Annotated in this window: 24 protein-coding genes, 1 tRNA gene and 2 pseudogenes; 14 read left to right on the top strand and 13 right to left on the bottom strand. The window is 39.4% G+C overall.

The window, feature by feature from the left end; genetic code table 11:
• Positions 1-9 precede the first annotated feature (9 nt).
• On the top strand, positions 10-936 hold the full coding sequence (locus V8V91_RS22150) for a DUF4097 family beta strand repeat-containing protein (protein ID WP_373397254.1): 927 nt from the start codon (positions 10-12) through the stop codon (positions 934-936).
• 52 nt (positions 937-988) lie between these two features.
• Here V8V91_RS22150 and V8V91_RS22145 read toward each other — a convergent pair whose 3' ends face one another.
• The 3 genes from V8V91_RS22145 to V8V91_RS22135 all read right to left on the bottom strand — a co-directional run bounded on the left by V8V91_RS22145 (position 989) and on the right by V8V91_RS22135 (position 2,583).
• Positions 989-1,477, bottom strand: a complete 489-nt coding sequence (locus tag V8V91_RS22145) for a hypothetical protein (protein WP_373397253.1) — start codon at positions 1,475-1,477, stop codon at positions 989-991.
• Between the two features lie 13 nt (positions 1,478-1,490).
• The gene (locus tag V8V91_RS22140) at positions 1,491-2,162 is read right to left on the bottom strand and encodes a flavin reductase family protein (protein WP_373397252.1); all 672 of its coding nucleotides are present in this window, start codon (positions 2,160-2,162) and stop codon (positions 1,491-1,493) included.
• A 136-nt stretch (positions 2,163-2,298) separates the two neighbouring features.
• Positions 2,299-2,583 (bottom strand): hypothetical protein, encoded by a 285-nt coding sequence (locus tag V8V91_RS22135; protein WP_373397251.1) that lies wholly within the window; start codon positions 2,581-2,583, stop codon positions 2,299-2,301.
• Between the two features lie 219 nt (positions 2,584-2,802).
• Between V8V91_RS22135 and purB the strand changes: the two genes are divergently transcribed.
• The 6 genes from purB (at position 2,803) to V8V91_RS22105 (ending at position 6,572) form a co-directional block, all read left to right on the top strand.
• A complete protein-coding gene (purB, locus tag V8V91_RS22130; protein WP_074223095.1) occupies positions 2,803-4,146 on the top strand; it encodes an adenylosuccinate lyase in 1,344 nt (447 codons plus the stop codon).
• Between the two features lie 106 nt (positions 4,147-4,252).
• Positions 4,253-4,702 carry a GNAT family N-acetyltransferase gene (locus V8V91_RS22125; RefSeq protein WP_373397250.1) on the top strand — a complete coding sequence of 150 codons (450 nt, stop codon included), beginning with the start codon at positions 4,253-4,255 and terminating at the stop codon, positions 4,700-4,702.
• Positions 4,703-4,746: 44 nt separating this feature from the next.
• On the top strand, positions 4,747-4,983 hold the full coding sequence (locus tag V8V91_RS22120) for a DUF1801 domain-containing protein (RefSeq protein WP_373397249.1): 237 nt from the start codon (positions 4,747-4,749) through the stop codon (positions 4,981-4,983).
• A complete protein-coding gene (locus V8V91_RS22115) occupies positions 4,896-5,114 on the top strand; it encodes a hypothetical protein (protein ID WP_373400862.1) in 219 nt (72 codons plus the stop codon). Before V8V91_RS22120 ends, V8V91_RS22115 begins: the two co-directional genes overlap by 88 nt.
• A 70-nt stretch (positions 5,115-5,184) precedes the next feature.
• Positions 5,185-5,847 (top strand): NAD-dependent epimerase/dehydratase family protein, encoded by a 663-nt coding sequence (locus V8V91_RS22110; protein ID WP_373397248.1) that lies wholly within the window; start codon positions 5,185-5,187, stop codon positions 5,845-5,847.
• 80 nt (positions 5,848-5,927) lie between these two features.
• Entirely contained in the window at positions 5,928-6,572 is a 645-nt protein-coding gene (locus V8V91_RS22105) for a carbonic anhydrase (protein ID WP_373397246.1), read from the top strand.
• Positions 6,573-6,587: 15 nt separating this feature from the next.
• On the opposite strand, the gene ctlX is transcribed toward V8V91_RS22105, so the two are convergent.
• The 7 genes from ctlX to V8V91_RS22070 form a co-directional block, all read right to left on the bottom strand.
• On the bottom strand, positions 6,588-7,559 hold the full coding sequence (gene ctlX / locus V8V91_RS22100) for a citrulline utilization hydrolase CtlX (RefSeq protein WP_373397245.1): 972 nt from the start codon (positions 7,557-7,559) through the stop codon (positions 6,588-6,590).
• A gap of 5 nt (positions 7,560-7,564) precedes the next feature.
• The gene (locus V8V91_RS22095) at positions 7,565-8,431 is read right to left on the bottom strand and encodes a hypothetical protein (RefSeq protein WP_373397244.1); all 867 of its coding nucleotides are present in this window, start codon (positions 8,429-8,431) and stop codon (positions 7,565-7,567) included.
• A gap of 438 nt (positions 8,432-8,869) precedes the next feature.
• The gene (locus V8V91_RS22090) at positions 8,870-10,543 is read right to left on the bottom strand and encodes a xanthine dehydrogenase family protein molybdopterin-binding subunit (RefSeq protein ID WP_373397243.1); all 1,674 of its coding nucleotides are present in this window, start codon (positions 10,541-10,543) and stop codon (positions 8,870-8,872) included.
• A complete protein-coding gene (locus V8V91_RS22085; RefSeq protein ID WP_373397242.1) occupies positions 10,507-10,854 on the bottom strand; it encodes a molybdopterin cofactor-binding domain-containing protein in 348 nt (115 codons plus the stop codon). The genes V8V91_RS22090 and V8V91_RS22085 overlap by 37 nt, the downstream gene beginning before the upstream one ends.
• 104 nt (positions 10,855-10,958) lie before the next feature.
• The gene (locus tag V8V91_RS22080; RefSeq protein WP_373397241.1) at positions 10,959-11,417 is read right to left on the bottom strand and encodes a (2Fe-2S)-binding protein; all 459 of its coding nucleotides are present in this window, start codon (positions 11,415-11,417) and stop codon (positions 10,959-10,961) included.
• A 49-nt stretch (positions 11,418-11,466) separates the two neighbouring features.
• Positions 11,467-12,111, bottom strand: coding sequence for a hypothetical protein (locus tag V8V91_RS22075; RefSeq protein ID WP_373400786.1), 645 nt, complete (start codon positions 12,109-12,111; stop codon positions 11,467-11,469).
• A 49-nt stretch (positions 12,112-12,160) separates the two neighbouring features.
• A complete protein-coding gene (locus V8V91_RS22070; RefSeq protein ID WP_373397240.1) occupies positions 12,161-12,754 on the bottom strand; it encodes a Gfo/Idh/MocA family protein in 594 nt (197 codons plus the stop codon).
• Between the two features lie 299 nt (positions 12,755-13,053).
• Between V8V91_RS22070 and V8V91_RS22065 the strand changes: the two genes are divergently transcribed.
• The 7 genes and pseudogenes from V8V91_RS22065 to V8V91_RS22035 all read left to right on the top strand — a co-directional run bounded on the left by V8V91_RS22065 (position 13,054) and on the right by V8V91_RS22035 (position 16,192).
• Positions 13,054-13,127 (top strand) — tRNA-Asn (locus V8V91_RS22065).
• Between the two features lie 92 nt (positions 13,128-13,219).
• Positions 13,220-13,687, top strand: coding sequence for a hypothetical protein (locus V8V91_RS22060; protein ID WP_373397239.1), 468 nt, complete (start codon positions 13,220-13,222; stop codon positions 13,685-13,687).
• A 35-nt stretch (positions 13,688-13,722) separates the two neighbouring features.
• Positions 13,723-14,382 carry an ImmA/IrrE family metallo-endopeptidase gene (locus V8V91_RS22055; protein WP_373397238.1) on the top strand — a complete coding sequence of 220 codons (660 nt, stop codon included), beginning with the start codon at positions 13,723-13,725 and terminating at the stop codon, positions 14,380-14,382.
• A gap of 191 nt (positions 14,383-14,573) precedes the next feature.
• Positions 14,574-14,714 (top strand): annotated as a pseudogene (locus V8V91_RS22050) (helix-turn-helix domain-containing protein); the annotation flags it as partial.
• A 53-nt stretch (positions 14,715-14,767) separates the two neighbouring features.
• Complete coding sequence (locus V8V91_RS22045; RefSeq protein ID WP_373400861.1) at positions 14,768-14,920, top strand: hypothetical protein; 153 nt, start codon at positions 14,768-14,770, stop codon at positions 14,918-14,920.
• Between the two features lie 78 nt (positions 14,921-14,998).
• Positions 14,999-15,595, top strand: a complete 597-nt coding sequence (locus V8V91_RS22040) for an ImmA/IrrE family metallo-endopeptidase (protein ID WP_373397236.1) — start codon at positions 14,999-15,001, stop codon at positions 15,593-15,595.
• Positions 15,596-15,631: 36 nt separating this feature from the next.
• Entirely contained in the window at positions 15,632-16,192 is a 561-nt protein-coding gene (locus V8V91_RS22035; protein ID WP_373397235.1) for a hypothetical protein, read from the top strand.
• Here the strand turns inward: V8V91_RS22035 and V8V91_RS22030 are convergent.
• The 3 genes and pseudogenes from V8V91_RS22030 to V8V91_RS22020 form a co-directional block, all read right to left on the bottom strand.
• A complete protein-coding gene (locus V8V91_RS22030) occupies positions 16,186-16,947 on the bottom strand; it encodes a hypothetical protein (RefSeq protein WP_373397234.1) in 762 nt (253 codons plus the stop codon). The genes V8V91_RS22035 and V8V91_RS22030 overlap by 7 nt on opposite strands.
• A gap of 589 nt (positions 16,948-17,536) precedes the next feature.
• Positions 17,537-18,409 (bottom strand): hypothetical protein, encoded by an 873-nt coding sequence (locus tag V8V91_RS22025; RefSeq protein ID WP_373400860.1) that lies wholly within the window; start codon positions 18,407-18,409, stop codon positions 17,537-17,539.
• Positions 18,357-19,429, bottom strand: a pseudogene (locus tag V8V91_RS22020) (IS3 family transposase). Before V8V91_RS22020 ends, V8V91_RS22025 begins: the two are co-directional and overlap by 53 nt.
• Between the last annotated feature and the right edge of the window lie 22 nt (positions 19,430-19,451).

Below are 19,451 nucleotides of genomic sequence, written 5' to 3'. Positions count from 1 at the left end.
AATTAAACTATGAAAAATTTCTTCAAAATAAGTCCCTTACTGATAGCCTTTCTTCTGTTTGCTACAGTAGGATTTGCCCAAAAAGTCCTTGTTGATGCCAATAAGTCCTACTCCAATATCAGCAAAATTGAAGTAAGTGGGGGTTGGCTTGATGTCTCCTATGATGGAGGCTCTGGCGCTGATGTAAAAGTGGAAGCCTATCTGGAGTCAAATGATGAAGACCAAGACATCATCTTTGTGACCGTAGGTGATGTATTGAAGATCTCTTATGAGCGTAGTAATAACAGCTCATGGGGGAATAATAGAAACAAAGGATTTATCAAAATCAATGGTCCTATGGCCATGGCACTGGATATTAAAAACAGTTCAGGCACCATCTCGGTGGATGGGGTGACTAATGATGAAACCATCCTTAGAGTTAGTTCTGGAAAAGTTTCTGCCTCTAACATCAATGGTGATCTGAGAGTGAAGGCCAGTTCAGGCTCTTTGTATATCGACGAAATTGATGGAGATGTGGAAGCAAGTGTGACCTCAGGAAATGCAGATATTACCCATGTTACAGGCAATGTAGATTATGGGTCTACTAGCGGTTCTTTGGAGGCGGATACGATTGGGGGAGAATTAAGTGCTTCCTTGACTTCGGGAAATGCCAAGCTAAGTAACATTGGATATTTAGGAGAGTTGAAGTTTACATCTGGAAATATCAGAGCTACTAACGCTGGTCTGAATGGGAACACCCGTTTTAATGGAACATCAGGTTCATTTAGAATTCAGACTCCATCTGATTTAAAATCTCTCAACTTCTCATTAAGAGCTTCCTCTGGAAATCTAAAAGTTGGAGGAATCAATACCGGTAGAAATCTAGAAATAGACAATGGTTCTTCTGATTGGGTCAAAGGATCTATTTCTTCCGGAAATATCATTATAGAAAACTAAACCAACTGCTATCAACTAAAACGCCAATCTTGTTTAGATTGGCGTTTTTTTATTACTCAGGTCTCGAGGCTTGATGAATTATATCCCGGTCCGCTTTTTTCAGTTTCATCAATCTCCCTAATCGATCGGGAGTAGGCTTTGCTAAGGAAAAGAACACCAAGGTTCCTGCAAAAAGAATTATAAAGTAAGGATTCCCGTAAAATAATAAGCCTAAGGTTGCCACCAATGAGCTGATGAATAAAATATAAAATCGCTCTTTTGTTGCCTTGGCATAAACCTTCACCTTATCAAGCAGCTCTTCCTTCTTAAAGGATTCTTTCAGTTTCCTATGAAACAATAAGTACTGGACCAGCAACAAGGCTGTACCAGCTCCAGACAAAATCCCGTTTAGAAAGTCTGGAAGTTCAGGGAGTCCCCAATCCAGGTTTCCGGAATTATAGTACAGGTAAATCATACCAAAAATCGGCAAAGCAATCAACATGAGGATCAACACCAACTGCTCCAGACTTTTGTAGATTTTCCGGATTTCTTCGATTTCCATAAGTAGATTGGAATTACTCTATACGAACTTTTACGTCGTCTGTCATAGGTCTTCCTACGCAGCAAAGAACGTAACCAGCTTCAATCTCATTTGGGCTTAGTCCCGAATCCTCATCCATCTTCACTTCGCCACTGATCAACTTGCCCCGACAAGCGGTGCAAAGACCACTTTGGCAACTGAAAGGCATATTTAAATTTTGATCCAACCCTGCTTCCAAAATGGTTTTATCCGGAGTAACTGTTACCAAATGCTCCTCTCCTTCCAATAACACCGTCACATCCCTAGTCAGGCCACCAGCAGTGGCTGCCGCCTCATGTGCTGCTTCAGCGGCCGCTGAGAAAAAGCTTTCTTTGTGGATTTTTTCACTAGGGACCTGTTGAGAAGAAAGAACCTCCAAGGTAGTCTCCAAAATCCCTTCTGGTCCACAAATAAAGTATTCTGTTTGAAATTCAGATTCAGACTCAGCTGTATTTACCAGTCCTTTTAAGGTTTCACTGGACAATCTACCTTTCAGCCCAGCCCAAGCTTCAGTAGGTTGGCTTAGATTATGGATGACTTTCAGGTGATCTGCATATTTATGCTCCAATTCATCCAATTCCTTTTTAAAAATAATATGATCTTCATGTCGACTGCAATACAATAAGGTCACCTTGGAATTGGGCTCATTGACCAAAACAGATTTCATAATTCCCATGATGGGGGTAATACCACTGCCCCCGCTACCAAAAAGAAATGCTTTTGATTTTTGGAATGAAAGTCCGTGGTAAAATTACCTAGTGGCTTGAGGACATTGATCGTTTTTCCTGGATGGATTTTCTCATTCAAAAAGTTAGAGAACAAACCACCAGGGACCCTTTTACAGAAATCCCAGGAAAAGGATCCAAATAAGGGGAAGTACACAGACTATAAGATCTTCGTTGTTCCTTACCCTCAAACTCCATCACCAAAGTCAGAAACTGACCTGGTTTGTACTCCAAATAGGGTTCAGGTTGTTCAAAATAAATACTAACAGTATCAGCTGTTTCTTTTACTACCTCCCTCACTTTCAAAGGCAGGAAAGTTTGTTTCTTTGCTACCTCTTTCTTTTTCTTAAATAAATTGAACATCCTTGAATTAAACTTTATAGGTATTTTTTAATTGACTGCAAAATTAACTTCTCCTCCCAAATAATTGCTTTGGATAAGGATAAATTCCAATGGTTAACCTGATTTCTTGACCTGAGGTTCGGAAAAATCCAACAAAACTTCTGAAATCAAGAGGTGAAGGTCAATGATTTGGAGGCAAAAAGCTAAATTGCAGCCTCCAAAAACAAACGGAATAGTCCAATGGAATTAAATGCGTTGACAGCGGTAACATCTGTAGATGGCCGTTATGCCGGCAAAACCGCCCCTTTAAGAGCTTATTTTTCAGAATTTGCACTTATCAAAAACCGAGTTCATGTAGAGGTTGAGTATTTCATAGCGCTTTGCGAATTGCCTTTACCACAACTCAAAGACTTTGACCATGCGTTGTTTTCAGACTTGAGACTGATTGTAGATCATTTCTCCATAGAAGATGCTGAAAAAATCAAAGCCACTGAACGAATCACCAACCATGATGTAAAAGCAGTGGAATATTTCCTTAAAGAGAAATTTGATGAATTGGGTCTGGAGGCTCAAAAGGAATTCATCCACTTTGGATTGACTTCCCAGGATATCAATAATACCTCTACCCCATTGATGCTTAAAACTGGGATGACAGAAGTCATCTACCCTCAATTGGAAGCGGTATTGCTCAAATTGGAAGAAAAAGCAGAGAAATGGAAGTCCATTCCTATGCTGGCAAAAACCCATGGACAACCAGCCTCTCCTACTCGATTGGGAAAAGAAATCAATGTATTTGTGGTGAGAATAGAAAAGCAATTAGAGTTGCTGAACCAAATTCCTTACACGGCTAAGTTTGGTGGTGCCACCGGTAATATGAATGCACACCAGGTAGCCTACCCGGAAGTGGCTTGGAATGATTTTGCCGTTCATTTTGTCAAAAACCACCTTGGATTAGTCCGTAGTTTCCCTACTACACAAATCGAGCATTACGATAACTTGGCAGCCCATTTTGATGGCTTAAAGCGAATCAACACTATTTTGCTTGACTTGGCAAAAGATATCTGGCAGTACGTAGCGATGAACTACTTTAAGCAAAAAATCAAAGCAGGGGAAATCGGCTCATCTGCGATGCCACATAAAGTAAACCCGATTGATTTTGAAAATGCAGAAGGGAACTTAGGAATTGCAAATGCACTTCTGGAACACCTGGCTGCCAAACTTCCTATCTCTAGACTTCAACGGGATTTGACGGACAGTACTGTTCTGAGAGTCATCGGTGTGCCATTGGCACATATGGTCATTGCTTTGGAATCTCTTGCCAAGGGACTGGATAAACTGGAATTGAATGAAGCAGCAATTCATGCAGACTTGGAAGATAACTGGGCTGTAGTGGCTGAAGCCATCCAAACTGTATTAAGAAGAGAGGCTTTCCCAAAACCTTATGAGGCTTTGAAAGACTTGACAAGAACGAATACCAAAATCACCGAAAGCTCCATTCGGGAGTTCATTTCGAATCTTCCAATTTCAGATGAATTAAAGGCTGAATTGAATCAGATCACTCCATTTAATTATACTGGAATTTAAACAAAACTTGATATAGCTAATCCTAAAAGCCGAGCCAGAAATGTCTCGGTTTTTTTATGGTTTAAATTTCAATTCCTTAAATTAAATCTTTCAACTCCTGCCTCATATGATCCATATTCACCGGACTGACTCCTCCAACTCTAACTTCCAAGAATTAGTCCGAAAATTAGACACCTACTTAGCCCGAATCGATGGAGAGGAAAATGCATTTTATGCGCAGTACAATAAAATAGACTTGCTTAAACATGCGGTCGTGATTTTGGAAGGTGAAATTCCCGTAGCATGTGGGGCCATCAAAGAATTGGACGCTGAATCCATGGAGGTAAAGCGAATGTACACTGATGTTTCAGCAAGAGGAAAAGGATATGCAAAAAGAATCCTTTCAGAATTAGAAAAATGGGCAAAGGAAATGGGATATAAATCCTGCGTATTGGAAACAGGAAAGCGTCAACCGGATGCAATTGCTCTTTATCAATCTTCCGGATACCAACTCATTCCGAATTATGGTCAATATCAAGGGGTTGAAAACAGTGTTTGTTTTCAAAAAATGCTATAAGGAGAATTGGAATTAAAGCCCCCATTTTAATCAATAGGAATGCCATGCATGAAGTACTAGAACAATTTTATTTGAATCAATCAGAACCCAACAAAAGTTGTTTTATGGCCTTGCGCAGCATCATTCTAAATTTGGATAAGGATGTGACAGAAACCTTAAAATATGGAATGCCTTGTTTCTGCTATCAAAAAAGATGTTTTGCTATTTATGGACAGATAAAAAGAAGAGTCTTCCCTATTTGCTCTTTGTGGAAGGAAATTTTCTCCACCATCCAAAATTAGAGAAAGGCACTCGATCAAGAATGAAGACCTTCACGGTAGATCCCAAAGAAGATTTACCCTTGGAAACAATTCGTCTGTTATTGACAGATGCCCTAGCTTTATATAAGTCTGGAAAAATAAAAACCAAATAGACTTCATTTCTTTTTGCCTAATTTAGATAAGTAGAAATTCAAGCGATTTTTTTTTAGTAAAAGCAAAGCCATGTACAACGTCATCATCACAGGATCCACGGGAATGATCGGAAAAGGAGCCCTTCTGGCCTGTTTGAACAGTGAGGAGATTCAGGAGGTGCTATTGATTAACAGGAGTTCAGTTGGGATGGAGTCTCCAAAAATCAAAGAATTACTACTGCAGGACTTTACTCAAGTCCACGAATATTCAGAGCAATTAAAAGGCTATGATGCCTGCTTCCACTGCATGGGTGTATCCGCGCTAGGCATGTCAGAAGATAAATACCACCAATTGACTTTTGGGGTTTCCAAATCCTTAGCTGACACCCTTTTTGAGTTAAATCCTGATCTTGTTTTTTGTTATGTTTCTGGCACAGGAACAGACTCTTCTGAAAATGGGCGCATTATGTGGGCAAGGGTCAAAGGGAAAACTGAGAATTATATTTTATCTCTCGGGTTTAAAAAAGCCTATATGTTTAGACCTGGCTTTGTTTTACCAGAAGATGGTATCAAGTCAAAAACCAAACTGTACAATACGATCTATGTGTTATTGACTCCCTTTTATTCTTGGATAAAGAATTCCAAAAACGTAACCACTACCAGAAAAATTGGAAAGGCCATGGTCCATGCCCTAACCAAAGAATTTTCCAAATCCCTCTTAGAAAACAAGGACATCAACAAACTTGCTGAATAAATACGCATTTCAGATCAAGAAAATTAAATTTATAGAACTATCTTAAAACGTAGTGATACTTTTATTAAAAACCATTACTCATGAATCTTTACAAACAAATTTTTGAGAATAACCAGAAATGGGTTGAATCTAAACTTGCAGTAGATGAAAATTATTTTCAAAACTTATCTAAAGGACAAAGTCCAGAAATATTATATATAGGTTGTAGTGATAGTAGGGTCACAGCAGAAGAAATGACTGGCATTGAACCAGGGCAAATGTTTGTACATAGAAACGTGGCGAATTTGGTTCCTAATAATGATGGAAACTCTGCTTCAGTGATAGAGTATGCTATTTCCCATTTAAAGGTTAGGCATATCGCTGTTTGTGGACATTATTTTTGCGGAGGGGTGAAAGCAGCCATGCAGGCCCAAGATTTGGGGATCTTGAACCCCTGGCTTAGAAATATTCGAGATGTATATAGAACTCACAGAGAGGAGTTAAATGATATTACCGATGAGGATGCTCGATACAAAAGACTGGTAGAACTTAACGTACAGGAACAATGTATCAATGTGGTAAAAATGGCTTCCTGGCAAAAAAGATTCATCACAGAAGGGCTGCCACATGTTCATGGATGGGTTTTCGACATCCAAACGGGCAAATTGATTGATCTAAATATTGATGTCCCCACAATAGTGAAAGGTATCCGGGAAATCTATGATTTAGGAACTACCGAAATTTGAGTCCCTGAAACAATTTTAATTTGCTTCTCCAGCCCAGGTTTGGGTAGCCATAGCGCTTTTAAGCCTTGGGCAAAAAATCTCTGCCATCATACAGCGAGCACTTCCTCCTCCTAATTTTTCAATGGTAGGAATAGAAGGACTGATGATGGTAGTGTACTTTTCAATCAATTGGATTTGCCCCACATTCAAGGAATCAAAAGCAGTCTGTGACATCACAGTAAATTTCTCTCCTCCGTCATTGGTCACTTCTAGCATATTTCCGGCAAAATTAAACTTCTGCTTAGCAGTGATGGGGATCACTTTTTTCCCTGCTTTGGTCAAGGCTTTTTGTACTGCCTGCTTTTCAGATGCTTTCGGAATACTATCCAAACATACCACCGCTAAATCCCTTCCCACATGCATCATCACATTCGTATGATAGATAGAACTTTTGACCCCATCAATTTCTTGGACTGAGTTAAACCCTACTAATTCATACCCCAAAATATCCGCAACATAATTAAGTGGAACCGGATGGGTCCGTTCAGAGTAGCAGGCAAAAATAGTTTTGCTATCATGGTCCAGAACCATGCTTCCCGTCCCTTCCAAAAATTGATTATCCTCTTCAAAAAAACTTAAATCCAAAATCTCTGAAATTTGATACCCCTTTTGAATGAGCATTTCCACCAAGTCCTTTCTTCTTTCCAAACGCCTATTTGGGGAATACATAGGGTATAGAATCAATTTGCCATCAGGATGCGTACTAAACCAATTGTTTGGAAATACTGCATCTGTTTTAATAGGTTTCTCAGTATCTTCCACCACCTCGACATTCACCCCTTGATCTCGTAGCAACGCTACAAATCCATCAAATTCTTGTTTAGCCAACTCCCTGATTTCACCTTTTCCACGCTGGTCCTTCTGCTGATAAAAATTGGTATTGGCAGTCTCCTCATTAAATCCAAAATTGGCCGGACGAACCATCAAGATATTTGGTGATGTTTGCATAGAAATTAATTTTTGGGATACCTGTAGAGCACGGGTTGAATGCCAAACCGAACTTCAGAAAGAGTAAAGAAGCTTTTTCCTTCTGGAGAAAAACCAATGGCTTCCCCTTGTGGTTCCGGAACATAAGGAACAATGACCGGAGCTCTGGATAATGCTTCCATCAATGACTCTCCCTTCTTTCTCTTCCAATAGAATACCTCAAGGTAGTTCTTTATTATGATTTGACTCCCATCTTGAGAAATATCCCCTGCTACCGAACTGGTAATAGGAAGCTTCATCAGTTCTTCCAATTCGGCACTTCCAGATTGAAATTTCTCTGCGGGAAGGCGGAACAAGGTGTTTTCTTTATCCCTTTTGGACAGGATAAAAATATCTCCAGAAACTGGGTCCACCATCAAAGTTTCTGCATCCATCGCTCCATTGGGATAGGTTAAATCGATTCGTTCTGGGGTTATTTTTACAGAGCCTCCCGAACGTATCGGTTCAGCAAATCTGTAAATTCTAATGGTTTCATATTGAGCTACATTATCTCCTATTTCTGCCACATAGACATTACTTTCTCCATATTTCCCTGGTCCTACAGCGATATCTTCCCAATCTCGATTAGTGGCTCCCAATAGCTCCACATCCCCTATTACGTTCCCCAAGGAATCAAGCATATAGACTTTTGGTTCACCTCCACTATCATTGTGTACATAGATAATTCCAGGTTGGCTTTTGCCAAAGGCCAACCCACTCACCTCATTCAGTATCCGGGCGTCAATTGTTTTGACAGGAATACCTACCGAAAAAACAGAATCTATGGAAGCATCTTGAGCAAACACCTGAAAAACAAAGGCAAGCCCTAGAATAGTAAAAAGGATGGATTTCATATTGTTAGCTTAGAAGAACCCAAAAATAGGGAAAATCAGCTCCCAAACTAGGCGTTGATAAGGCTCTACAGGGAGTTTAACGAATAGATAATACTCATCATTATTGATGGCACCCAGATAAAAATAAAGGGATGTCAGGAAGACAAAAAAATAGGCTGTCCCATCATTAATTTTCTATCCAAATATGAACGATTGGTAAATGATGAGACAGCCCATTTAAAATAAACTTAAACTTTAAATGGCAACTTGTAGATTCGTTGTCCATTCATCTGATACATGGCATTGGCAAGCGCAGGAATAAACGGTGGCACAGGAGGCTCTCCTACTCCGGTTGGTTTAATCTGGCTTTCTACGATATGGACATGTATTTTTTCGGGGCAGCAGGCATTCGAATAATTTGATAAGTATCGAAGTTATTTTGTTGCACCTGCCCATTTTCTAACGTGATTTCAGAAGTAGTGGCCAAACTGGTTGCAAATTGAGCACCTCCTCAAACTGAGATCGGATTCGATCTGTATTGACAGCTACCCCACAATCCACTACGTAATACACTTCTGGAATCAGAATTTTTCCATCTGCACCTTTTTCCAAAAGGACCACACAGCCTACATAGGTCAAGAAACTTTTATGTGCTGCAAAGCCCATTATTTTTCCTGCTGCTTTATTCGCATCCCAATTAGACTGTTCTCTCAAGGTCCGAATGACATTTTTCATTCGTCCAGTGTTCCAAGGATAATTCTCAATACTTTCCCCATAATTCCCATATTCTCCTCCTACCATCTCTGACTGGAAAGTGATATCCCGATCTTCTCCCAGGAGCTCGATTGCATTTTCCAATGGATCTTTCCCTCTCGCTTCTGCAATTTCATCCATCATCGTATGAATGGCAAAAGCATGGTGAATATTACTTACCGATCGAAGCCAGCCGACTCTTGTATTTCCAGTGGACTCATGCGTTTCCACTCGAATATTCGGAACATTGAAAGGAAAGTCAACACAGCCCAGGCCCATTTCACCGTCTGAAGGATGCAATTCCTCCTTACTACTGGTAGAACCAATTGCCGGGAAAACGGTATGGTGATTCCATCCCGTCAGGCCGCCACTAGAATCCAAGGTCGCAATAATCCGCTGGGCACTATGGGAATGAAAGAAGTCAAAATGAAGATCGTCATCACGTGTCCATTGTACCCGAACCGGCCCATTTGCTGCTTTGGAAATCAAGGCTGCTTCCACTACAAAGTCTGGCTTAGATTTCCTTCCAAAGCCTCCACCCAACAGTGTCACATTCACTTTGACCTGACTCACATCTACTCCTAATGCTCCTGCCACAGCTCCCCTTGCCCATTGCGGGTGTTGAGTTGGTGCCCACACTTCGCAGGATCCATCTGGTTTTACATGAGCGATGGCTGCTGGTGGCTCGATGGTAGCATGGGCATAAAACGGAGCCTCATAGGTGCGTTCTATTTTTCTGGATGCGGATCGGTTTGCCGAATCAAAATTCCCTCTTTCTCTTCTTACTTTTCCATTGCTCCGAGTACTTTGAAGCATTTCTACCAGCTGCTTTTTGGAACTATAATCTTTATTTTCTCCAAGCTCCCACTCTATTTCCAGCGCATCTCTCCCTTTGATAGCAGACCAGGTATTCTCAGCGATCACCGCAATTCCTTCTAAAGCCTTATCCAAACCAGGAGGATTTCCAGACCCTTCAATTTTTACTACTTGAACGACTCCTGGTACAGCCAATGCTTTTTCATCATTATAGGAAACCACTTTCGCGCCTATTACCGGGGTTCTTCGGACTACAGCAATTTTCATATCCGGAAGATCCACATCTGCCCCAAAAACCGCCTTGCCCATGGCAATATTCTTCAAATCGTAAATCGGCACATCCGTCCCGATCAATTTATAGCTGGAAAGTTCTCTCAGAGTAATGCTTTCCGGGTCCGGTACTGGGGTATCTTTTAATTTACCCGCTAAGTCCCCAAACGGGATTTCTTTCCCGTCCCCAATGACCTTCCCATCACGGGTATCACATTGAGAAGGGTCCACTCCCCAATCTGCAGCAGCGGCAGTGATCAGCATATGCCTGGCTGTGGCCCCTGCTTTTCGCATGGGTTCAAAAACATCCGAACAGAGAATGAACCATCGGTATTCTGATTTCCGTATTTCTCTTCATCCCCTTCCGCTTGAACAATTTTGATGGTGGACCAGTCTGCCCCAAGTTCATCAGCCACAATTTGTGGAAGGGACGTTCGAATACCTGTTCCCATCTCAGATCGGTGGGCGACTAAGGAAACTTGATTAGTTGAATCAATGGAGAGATAAACATTGGGTGCAAACGTCACCAATTCACCTTTTGGTCCTGAACATTGGAAGTTGACACCAAGGATAAGTCCCCCAGTAGCAAGGGACCCTAATTTCAAAAATCTCTTCGGGAGGGAACAAAAACCTTGCTTTTATCCTGCCCTTTTTTCTTTTGTATAAATGGAATATTTGGAAGCATGAGATTGGGTTTTATTTGGGTGTTTTATAAGGACTTAGATGCAGTAACAATCGCATCTTTGATGCGATTATAGGTACCACAACGACATAGGTTTCCAGCCATGGCTTGCTCGATTTCTTCCTCACTTGGACTAGCATTGGAATTCAGTAATGCAGCAGCATTCATGATCTGGCCCGATTGACAATAGCCACATTGCGGAACAATATGTTCTACCCAAGCCTTTTGAACAGGATGATCTCCATTTTCAGAGAGTCCTTCAATCGTAGTGATTTCACCTGTGCCTACTGCGGATATTGGCAGGGAACAAGATCGAACAGCATTACCATCCAAATGAACTGTGCAGGCACCGCAGAATGCTTGTCCACAACCAAATTTGGTTCCTTTCATTTTTAAAAGGTCACGAATCACCCAAAGTAGAGGCATATCCTCCACCGCCTCGACCTCCTTAGATTCGCCGTTAATTTTTAATGTGTAGTTTGGCATTTTTTATGGGTTAGGGGTTATTTCTTTTATTAAGTTAATGCTTCTGAACTCAAGCTCCTATTAAATTCCACTTTTCCCGATAAGGCCTGAATAACATTTGGTTAGCTTCGGAATGATTCTTAAACAATTCTTTTTTTGCGTTCCACTTTAGTTCTTCTTTAAGCTTAAAGGAAATCAAGGCCAAATGCATGGGCATGGTCATATTTCGGGCATATTCCAAATAGGATTCCGGTTGACTTCTGGATTTTACTGCATCTATAAAATTCTGCTGATGTCCTGGTGATCGAACAATGGTTTTCGGAATTTCAGGAATATCATCCATTACTTTTCCGTCAATTCTTATTTCCCTACTGCTATAGTCGCAAACCAGCGTTCCTTTTGTTCCTTCAAAATAAGCTCCTATCCCTTTCCCAGCCGCTCCCGGAACATCAGGAGGAACAGAAGTCCAATGCAAATCCAGTTTCTTGAATTTAAAATCGACATCAATCCACTTCGGAGTATCCCCAATTCCATCTGAAACTTCGCCATTTGCTGAGATCTTTTTTAGCCCGGTTGGAGCAATGGACCACCACACAATGTCTGCGATATGACACCAGAAATCCTGGAATACCCCGCCGGAATATTCCATAAAATAGCGATAGGAAAAATGACATTTCTCAGGAGCATACTCGGCATAGGGGCTGGACCTAGCCACATGTCCCAATTCAAATGGGATGGAGGAGCCTGAAAATTCAGTTTTTCAATCAAAGGGGCTCACCCGTTTTCCAAAGACGCACGGTTTTAATTTTACCCAAGACGCCAGATTGAATTATTTCAGCTACTCGGTGGTAATTATCACCGGCATGGATTTGGGTTCCCAGTTGAAAAATTCTTCCTGTATCTTTTTGGGAGGCCAACATCAAATCACCTTCCCTTTTAGCATAAGAAAGAGGTTTCTCACTGTAAACATCCTTACCCGCCTGAAAAGCTAAAATGGTAATCTGGGCATGCCAATGATCCGGTGTGGCAATGGTGACCGCATCTACATCTGATCTCTCCAGTACTTTTCGGAAATCCGAATACAATTGTGCTTTTGTATCAGGGTGAATCGCTTTCAATTTCACCAAAGCTTCCTGAGCATGGGTGTCATCAACATCACAAAGGGCTACTATTTCCACTTCAGGCAAATTGGCAAACCAGTTTAAATGATTCAAGCCCATTCCCCCTAATCCAATATGGGCTACTCTGACTTTATCGGAAGGTGCTGCTTTCGTCCCTTGGAATGGTAAAAATTGAAGTCCTAGCGTGGTCAATGCAGAATAGCGGACAAACTCTCTGCGATTCAATGATTTTTTCATGTAGTGAGATCTTGGGTAAAAATTAAAGCTATTTAAATTACTAAATAGGATTGGAATTCCTCTCCTGTCCCACAAAAACCTTTTTTGAAGATTTTTAAAAAAATAAGTAACTGATTGTGAAGCAAAAAAGTGAATGAGTGAAATATTAAGTAAGAGTTTTTTAGAAATGGGTTTGGAATAAATAATATAGCCCCCTACATTTGCAACACCAATTCGGAAAACGCTCCGAAAAGAAACACAAAATTCCTCCTTACTCATCCCGATAGCTATCGGGAGGTTAGAGCGGAATGACACAAAATTCCTCCTTAGCTCAGTTGGTTAGAGCATCTGACTGTTAATCAGAGGGTCCTTGGTTCGAGCCCAAGAGGAGGAGCAAAAGCCACTCAAAAATGAGTGGCTTTTTTCATTTTAAAACTCATTGCATTCTATTCGAGATATATTTATCTTAAAACTTTAATTGATATCTTGAAAACCACTGTTTACAATATTGACCGAATAGAACAGCTTATCCGTCAGTTCAGACTGGAGAAGGAAGAGTTCTTGGGTTTAGTGAGTGAAGGTTTAAAGAAAGAATTGGACTGGGAAGATATATTTAAGCCTGAAATTCAAATCAATCATCTGAAAAGGATTGATAAGATTTTTAACAAGGGTCTATCCTATTATTTGGATCCAACTCCTCCAGTACAATCAAAAGATTCTAGCATTTTCTTTCGAAAAGAAAAATTCGGTACAGACCTAAATCTAGCTTCTAAGAAAATTGTCAATCAATTTGAAGAACTGAAGCTCTCCCTATCAGGCTTGGCTAAACTATCTGATCTGAAAATGGATAGGGTTTTGCCTATTTATAACATAACTCAAGAAGCAAAAGCAGTTGCAGAGGAAGTCAGAAAAAACTATACCCTAAATTTAAAACCGACTCCAAAAAATTTCTAGAGTCTTTAATTTCGAAATTTGCTGAGTCAAATATTTTGGTTTTTGAATTTGTAGAGCATCCTTCTCTTAAGCAAAAGAGCAACATAGATGGGTTCTATTTACAGCCCAATGTCATTGTACTTAGAAGAAATCAAGATTATTTCAAGCGGGAGATTTTCACCCTAGCTCATGAATTAGGCCATTATCTTCTAAATCAAGAAGAGGTGGAATCCATGGATTATGATCACATGGCATCAGGAAAAAACATTTCAAAAGTTGAAACCTGGTGTAATAATTTTGCTTTCGCATTTTTGGCAGGAAACGAGTTACGCACACTAGACAGTCTTCCTGAAATAGATAAGTCCAATGATTATTCATTTGAAGAAATCAAAGCGATCTCCGACAAAACCCATTTAAGCTTCACAGCATTACTCACATATTTAGTGAGATCAAAAAAGATGAGTGGAGCAATATATGGCCGAATGAAAAGTGATCAAGAAGATTCCATTCAGGCCAAAAAAGATGCTGAGAAAAAGAAACGGGAGTTAGAAAAAGAAATGGGCAAGCAAAGTATACCAGGTCAGCCAAAACCTATCCAATCGCCTCTTTTTGTCTCAGCGATCCAAACTGCATTTTACGATGGGGTGATCAATGAATACGAGCTTTGCAAATCACTCCATCTCAAACCTGAGCAACTCGAAAAATATCTGAGATGATTGCAGTGATCGACACCAGTTCTTTATTGAGTTTGGTTCGGTACTATCAGTTGATTTAATTTTTCACAAAGAAAAAAGAATTCTTTTTCTAAATGATAATCTGCCACTTATCAAAAATAGATTTGTCACAATTTTACAATTTGTTACTTTTTATATTAATTTTGTGACACTTTTTAAATCAAACAAACACTATGGAACTCCAAAACATTATCGGCTCTAATCTTCAGGCATTCAGATCAAGGCTTGGCCTTACTCAGGATCAAATTGCAGAATTTCTGGAGGTAGATAGAAGTCTAATAGCTAAGTATGAAAATGGAACTAATGAAGTCACATATATTCATTTGAAAAATTTTCACACCTCTTCAATATTGATGTTGAAGATCTTTTGGAAGAGGATTCCGTGCGTCGTGAGGCCAATTTCGCATTCGCATTTAGAAGCAGTGGATTGGAAACTACTGATTTGAAATCAATAGCAGAATTCCAGCGTGTAGTTAAAAATTATTTGGAAATGGAAACTTTGCTGAATGAAACGAAATGATCTGCTTTTTTAGAATGTAAAGAAAAGGCTTCCCAATTCAGGAATCAATTTGGGTATGGTCCAGATGATCCAATTCATTTGAGAAGTTTCTTGCTGAAGAAAAATGTCATTTCCTTGTTCAAACCTCTTAGTGGGGGATTCTCTGGTATGGCAATGATTGCAGGTGGTAAAAAATTCATGATGGTAAATCACAGCCATACTTTAGGAAAACAACACTTCACAATTGCGCACGAACTCTACCATCTATTCGTACAAGAGGGTTTCACTTCTCAGAAATGTGTTACTGGCCTATTTTTTAAACAAAACGATCAAGAGGAGAAGAAAGCGGATCTCTTTGCTGCAAGCTTACTCCTACCAGAAATTGGGGTCACTTCTTTAATTCCAAAAGAGGAACGGAGAGGCATAATTTCAGACCAAACAATTTTCAAAATTCAGCAAGTGTATTCCGTTTCAGTAAAAGCAACCATTTTTCGATTGAAAGAATTGGGGTTTGTGGATGATAGCTATTTTGAAAAATATAAAACAGGATCAACTGAAAAAATAAGAAATCTCGGATATGATACCCGGCTTATGTATCCTGGAAATCAAAATTTAATCCTTGGAGATTATGCGGTGTTGGCGAAAGAACTTTTCAATCGGATAAAATCTCAGAGTCGAAATATTTCACCTACCTGAACGCAGTAAATATCGACCCACTTCAAAAACTGGAGAATGGGGAAGAGTAAAGTACCTATAGTAAAAATTTTAGTGGATGCCGATGTGCTAATCCACCTTTTCAAAGCTGAAAAGATCTCACTATTGAATGAACTCTACCCCAAAAGAGTTTATATCCTCGATATAGTTCTAAATGAATTGAAAGAAAACAGGACTATCCGAAATAACATAGACAGTATTTTACTTTTTTCTGGGATTCAAGAACTTCAATTCCCAACTTCTTCCAACCCAAAATTGCTACATGAATTTTTGGCCTTGAAAAAAGAAACAAAAGCTGACGATGGCGAATCTGCCTGCCTAGTTTACTGTAAACATCATTCAGACATCATCGCCAGCAGTAATACCAAAGATATCAAGCCCTACTGCGAGAAAAACGGAATGGCATATTTGACCACCTTGGATATCCTCTGCGTGGCCATTCACAAAGGTCATCTATCTGAAGTAGAGGCAAATCTCCTGATCAAAAAAATCACCCATAACAATGAAAGCCATCTTTGTTGCAAATCTATTGAGGAGCATAAGAGGCTTCATTTTGATTTGATGAAGGTCAGTTACTGATCTTTTCTATAATTTTCAATCCCTATATGTACTGGGGTACTTGGCATTTTTCCAGTTTTAACCCCTTTAACAACCTCATCCCTACTAAGACCAAACTTATTGCTTAAGTAATGGTAATGGGCCTGACCTCCATTCCAACTTTCTTTTCCAGCAAGAGATTTGTAAGTCACGTAGAAACAATGCCATTCATTCCCCTTATCCAAAAAATTAGCAACAATATTCTTTCTATGATTTATAACATTTTTTAATTCGCCCTCTTTTAGCACTGTCTCTCCAACTACTTCAACATTTTCTTCATCCTCACTTAATTCAAAAAGTAATGGAAGTTGTGTCTTTTCAATATTTTTGGGCAAACTTTCCGAAATATATCGGCTGAATGTAAAGCCAAATTCTGAATAAGCTAAAAATAGAAATTTTGCTAAAGAATTTGGAGACAGTGTTTTACCCTTTAGAATCTTTAACTGGCCTTTTTTGCTACTTGCAATAAGCAAATCAAGAAAATCCTTATTCAATGATTCATTAAGAATATGCTCAAGTCTTTCCTTCCAAATTTCATTCGCTTTTCTTGCAAATGCCTTATTCCTAATTTCTTCAGGAATATCTTTCAATTTTAAAGACATTGAATCTTTCAGCAAATAAAATGATGAGGCTAACGAACTCTCTTTAAAATATTTAACAGGATTCACAAATTCAACATCTTCATCAAAAAACAATCTATAAAAGCTTCCTTTGTCATCAGAATATATTTTTAACATCCTCATATCTAAAATTTCAACTCATACATATAAAACCTATATATCCTTCTCGATAAAATTAGAATCACCCAAACATAAACACTTACAAAAAACACGTAGTTTGTAATTCCTGTTTTATATAAAAAAGATTGGTATTTGTAAAGGAATACAAAATCAAGTGACACACCTAGTAAAATTCCAACAACAAAAATCAATATAGAAATTAACACAAGCAGAATTATCAAAGTAAAAAGTATGTCTGCAAACTCAATGTACCTCAATTTATTAAAAATATCTGACTGATTATATTTATCATTATCGGGAATAACAGGGTTACTTTTAAATAAATTAAAGGAAACCCTAATTCGTCAAAAATTTCGCTTATTTCATTTTTTTCTTCTTTGAAGCTTCAAACATTAAAAATGAAAAAGAAAAAGGATACCACTAAATAGTGCCACAAATGTTCCAATAATACTCAATAGGCTCAGATCAAACGAAGAAAAAAAACCAATTACTACTGAAATAAAAATTAAAATAGAAATCACAATCTGACTATTAATTGGAGTCAATTCGCTAATAATTCCATATGATTTTTTAAAAAACCCACTCTTTATTTTAATAAAAATTGACTTGTATAATTATTCTCACTTTGAAGAGTTTTAAGATAGTTTTTACAATATCTCCTTATCGAAACTAAGTCTGGTGTTTGTTTACCAGGCTCTTTTAGTGACTCATCCAAGACTAAGGAAGGAATAAAATTTTTATAATCACTTACAACTGCATGGGATCGGGAATTATCTCCTTTATAATATGCTTTAGGCTCAGATTCATAAGTTTTGTTTGCTCCTTTCACTTTAAGCTTCACAAAATCATTAATTCCATTTTTCAAATCCTTCAATCCTTTGAAGTATTTATTTGTATTTTGATTAATATTTTTTATTCTAACCTCTACCTGAATAGTTTTAGCATTTCCTACATGTGCGGAAAACTCTCCACCGGTATCCTTTGACTCATATGTACTCAAATAAGATAATTCTTGAACAATCGAATGTTCAAGAAAATCTTCTCTATCCCTGTTTGAAATACACATTTGCTCATCAAAAGTAAAACCTTTCGTTTTAAAGACCTTTTTAAGATGTTCCTTGACCAAAGAGTTAATTGTTGAACTTCCATAACTCTGGATCATAATTATTCCATAATTAACATCTGAAGGAAACCAAAAAGAAAGTAGAAAGGCAAGGAAGCTTGTAAGCTCCCCAAAAGTGGAGCCGATCAAAAGTTTACTTTTCACCGGTAAGCGAAGGTAAGTGAATACTCCAAATTGGTTCAAGACCCGAGCAAGGCAGTGTAGCTTGGGCCAACCGGTCTTGAGCCGCTTTCCGCATTCACTTTTGCGCTGCTTAACAGTTTGAAAAACAAAAGATATGTTGTTACATTTGGTTCTTTCGTAAGTCAACGGGAGTCCGATATCCAGAATTTTCATGGGGCCTTTCCGGTTATAATCTTCCATCCATTCCATCGCTTTTCCCTGACCTCATCCAGAGAATTAAATACATTGGAGCTAAGCAGTTCTTTTCTGACCGATCCGTTACAGCGTTCCACATAGCCGTTTTGCATCGGCTTGCCCGGCTGGATAAAGACCAGCTCAATGTTCTTCTCCCTACACCAGTGATCCAACAGACGGGAGATAAACTCGGATCATTGTCCACGCGGATCATTTTGGAAGGCGGACCGCTCAACAAGCTCGCTTACTCGGATTACCCGTTGTGCGGAAGTGAAAAAATCCACTTCCATAGCCAGCATTTCCCGGTTATAGTCATCCAGAATGTTAAAGACAAAGTGCCTGCCGCTCCAAAGGCTATCGCTCATGAAATCGATAGACCAGACTTGGTTGATCGATTCCGGCCTGTATAGGGCCTGTTTGATCCTTGCGGTAGCCGCTTCTTGTGTCTGCGTCTTGATGATGATCCATGGCAGAATAGATCGGTAGACCTTTTTATGGTTCCATAGATGGCCTTTTCTGCGAAAACCGGTAATGGGACTGCCAAAAGCCAATGGCAGGGTGTTTGGCTACCAGTTCTTCTTCCAGCGCCTGGATCACGGGCATATCGTTTTTTGGTTTGGGGTGATACTGAAGAATTACTTCGTGGCACACTAAGCGTTTTACACGCCTGACGTTGGCTCACTCCATGTTCTTCGACCATGAACTGAACCAGCATGCCTTTTTCGTCGGGCGTCAGAGCTTTTGCCACCGCATCGCTGAGAGCCTCATGCACCAGACTCAGATCGGCAAACATCCGCTTTAGGCGGGAATTCTCTTCCTGAAGTTCTTTCCAAGCTTTTGACCTCACTGGCTTCCATTCCGCCATAACGCTGCTTCCATTTATAAAAAGTGGCAGGTGTAACTTCCATTTCACGACAGATTTCTTCTACTTTTCTGCCAGCCTCATGAGCTTTTGATCGCTTTGACGATCTGCGTTTCTGTGATTCTCGATTTTTTCATAATAACCATTTAAAGTTGATAA

This window comes from Algoriphagus halophilus, from assembly GCF_041729275.1.
Classification (GTDB): Bacteria; Bacteroidota; Bacteroidia; order Cytophagales; family Cyclobacteriaceae; genus Algoriphagus; species Algoriphagus halophilus_A.
This window is presented reverse-complemented; position numbering and strand designations above follow the sequence as displayed.

What these genes read in the sequence shown, in the direction of transcription:
- V8V91_RS22150 (WP_373397254.1), top strand. Translation starts at nt 10, where the DNA reads ATGAAAAATTTCTTCAAAATAAGTCCCTTACTGATAGCCTTTCTTCTG.
- V8V91_RS22145 (WP_373397253.1), bottom strand. Translation starts at nt 1,477, where the DNA reads ATGGAAATCGAAGAAATCCGGAAAATCTACAAAAGTCTGGAGCAGTTG.
- V8V91_RS22140 (WP_373397252.1), bottom strand. Translation starts at nt 2,162, where the DNA reads ATGAAATCTGTTTTGGTCAATGAGCCCAATTCCAAGGTGACCTTATTG.
- V8V91_RS22135 (WP_373397251.1), bottom strand. Translation starts at nt 2,583, where the DNA reads ATGTTCAATTTATTTAAGAAAAAGAAAGAGGTAGCAAAGAAACAAACT.
- purB (WP_074223095.1), top strand. Translation starts at nt 2,803, where the DNA reads ATGGAATTAAATGCGTTGACAGCGGTAACATCTGTAGATGGCCGTTAT.
- V8V91_RS22125 (WP_373397250.1), top strand. Translation starts at nt 4,253, where the DNA reads ATGATCCATATTCACCGGACTGACTCCTCCAACTCTAACTTCCAAGAA.
- V8V91_RS22120 (WP_373397249.1), top strand. Translation starts at nt 4,747, where the DNA reads ATGCATGAAGTACTAGAACAATTTTATTTGAATCAATCAGAACCCAAC.
- V8V91_RS22115 (WP_373400862.1), top strand. Translation starts at nt 4,896, where the DNA reads ATGTTTTGCTATTTATGGACAGATAAAAAGAAGAGTCTTCCCTATTTG.
- V8V91_RS22110 (WP_373397248.1), top strand. Translation starts at nt 5,185, where the DNA reads ATGTACAACGTCATCATCACAGGATCCACGGGAATGATCGGAAAAGGA.
- V8V91_RS22105 (WP_373397246.1), top strand. Translation starts at nt 5,928, where the DNA reads ATGAATCTTTACAAACAAATTTTTGAGAATAACCAGAAATGGGTTGAA.
- ctlX (WP_373397245.1), bottom strand. Translation starts at nt 7,559, where the DNA reads ATGCAAACATCACCAAATATCTTGATGGTTCGTCCGGCCAATTTTGGA.
- V8V91_RS22095 (WP_373397244.1), bottom strand. Translation starts at nt 8,431, where the DNA reads ATGAAATCCATCCTTTTTACTATTCTAGGGCTTGCCTTTGTTTTTCAG.
- V8V91_RS22090 (WP_373397243.1), bottom strand. Translation starts at nt 10,543, where the DNA reads ATGCGAAAAGCAGGGGCCACAGCCAGGCATATGCTGATCACTGCCGCT.
- V8V91_RS22080 (WP_373397241.1), bottom strand. Translation starts at nt 11,417, where the DNA reads ATGCCAAACTACACATTAAAAATTAACGGCGAATCTAAGGAGGTCGAG.
- V8V91_RS22070 (WP_373397240.1), bottom strand. Translation starts at nt 12,754, where the DNA reads ATGAAAAAATCATTGAATCGCAGAGAGTTTGTCCGCTATTCTGCATTG.
- V8V91_RS22035 (WP_373397235.1), top strand. Translation starts at nt 15,632, where the DNA reads ATGGGGAAGAGTAAAGTACCTATAGTAAAAATTTTAGTGGATGCCGAT.
- V8V91_RS22030 (WP_373397234.1), bottom strand. Translation starts at nt 16,947, where the DNA reads ATGTTAAAAATATATTCTGATGACAAAGGAAGCTTTTATAGATTGTTT.
- V8V91_RS22025 (WP_373400860.1), bottom strand. Translation starts at nt 18,409, where the DNA reads ATGAAAATTCTGGATATCGGACTCCCGTTGACTTACGAAAGAACCAAA.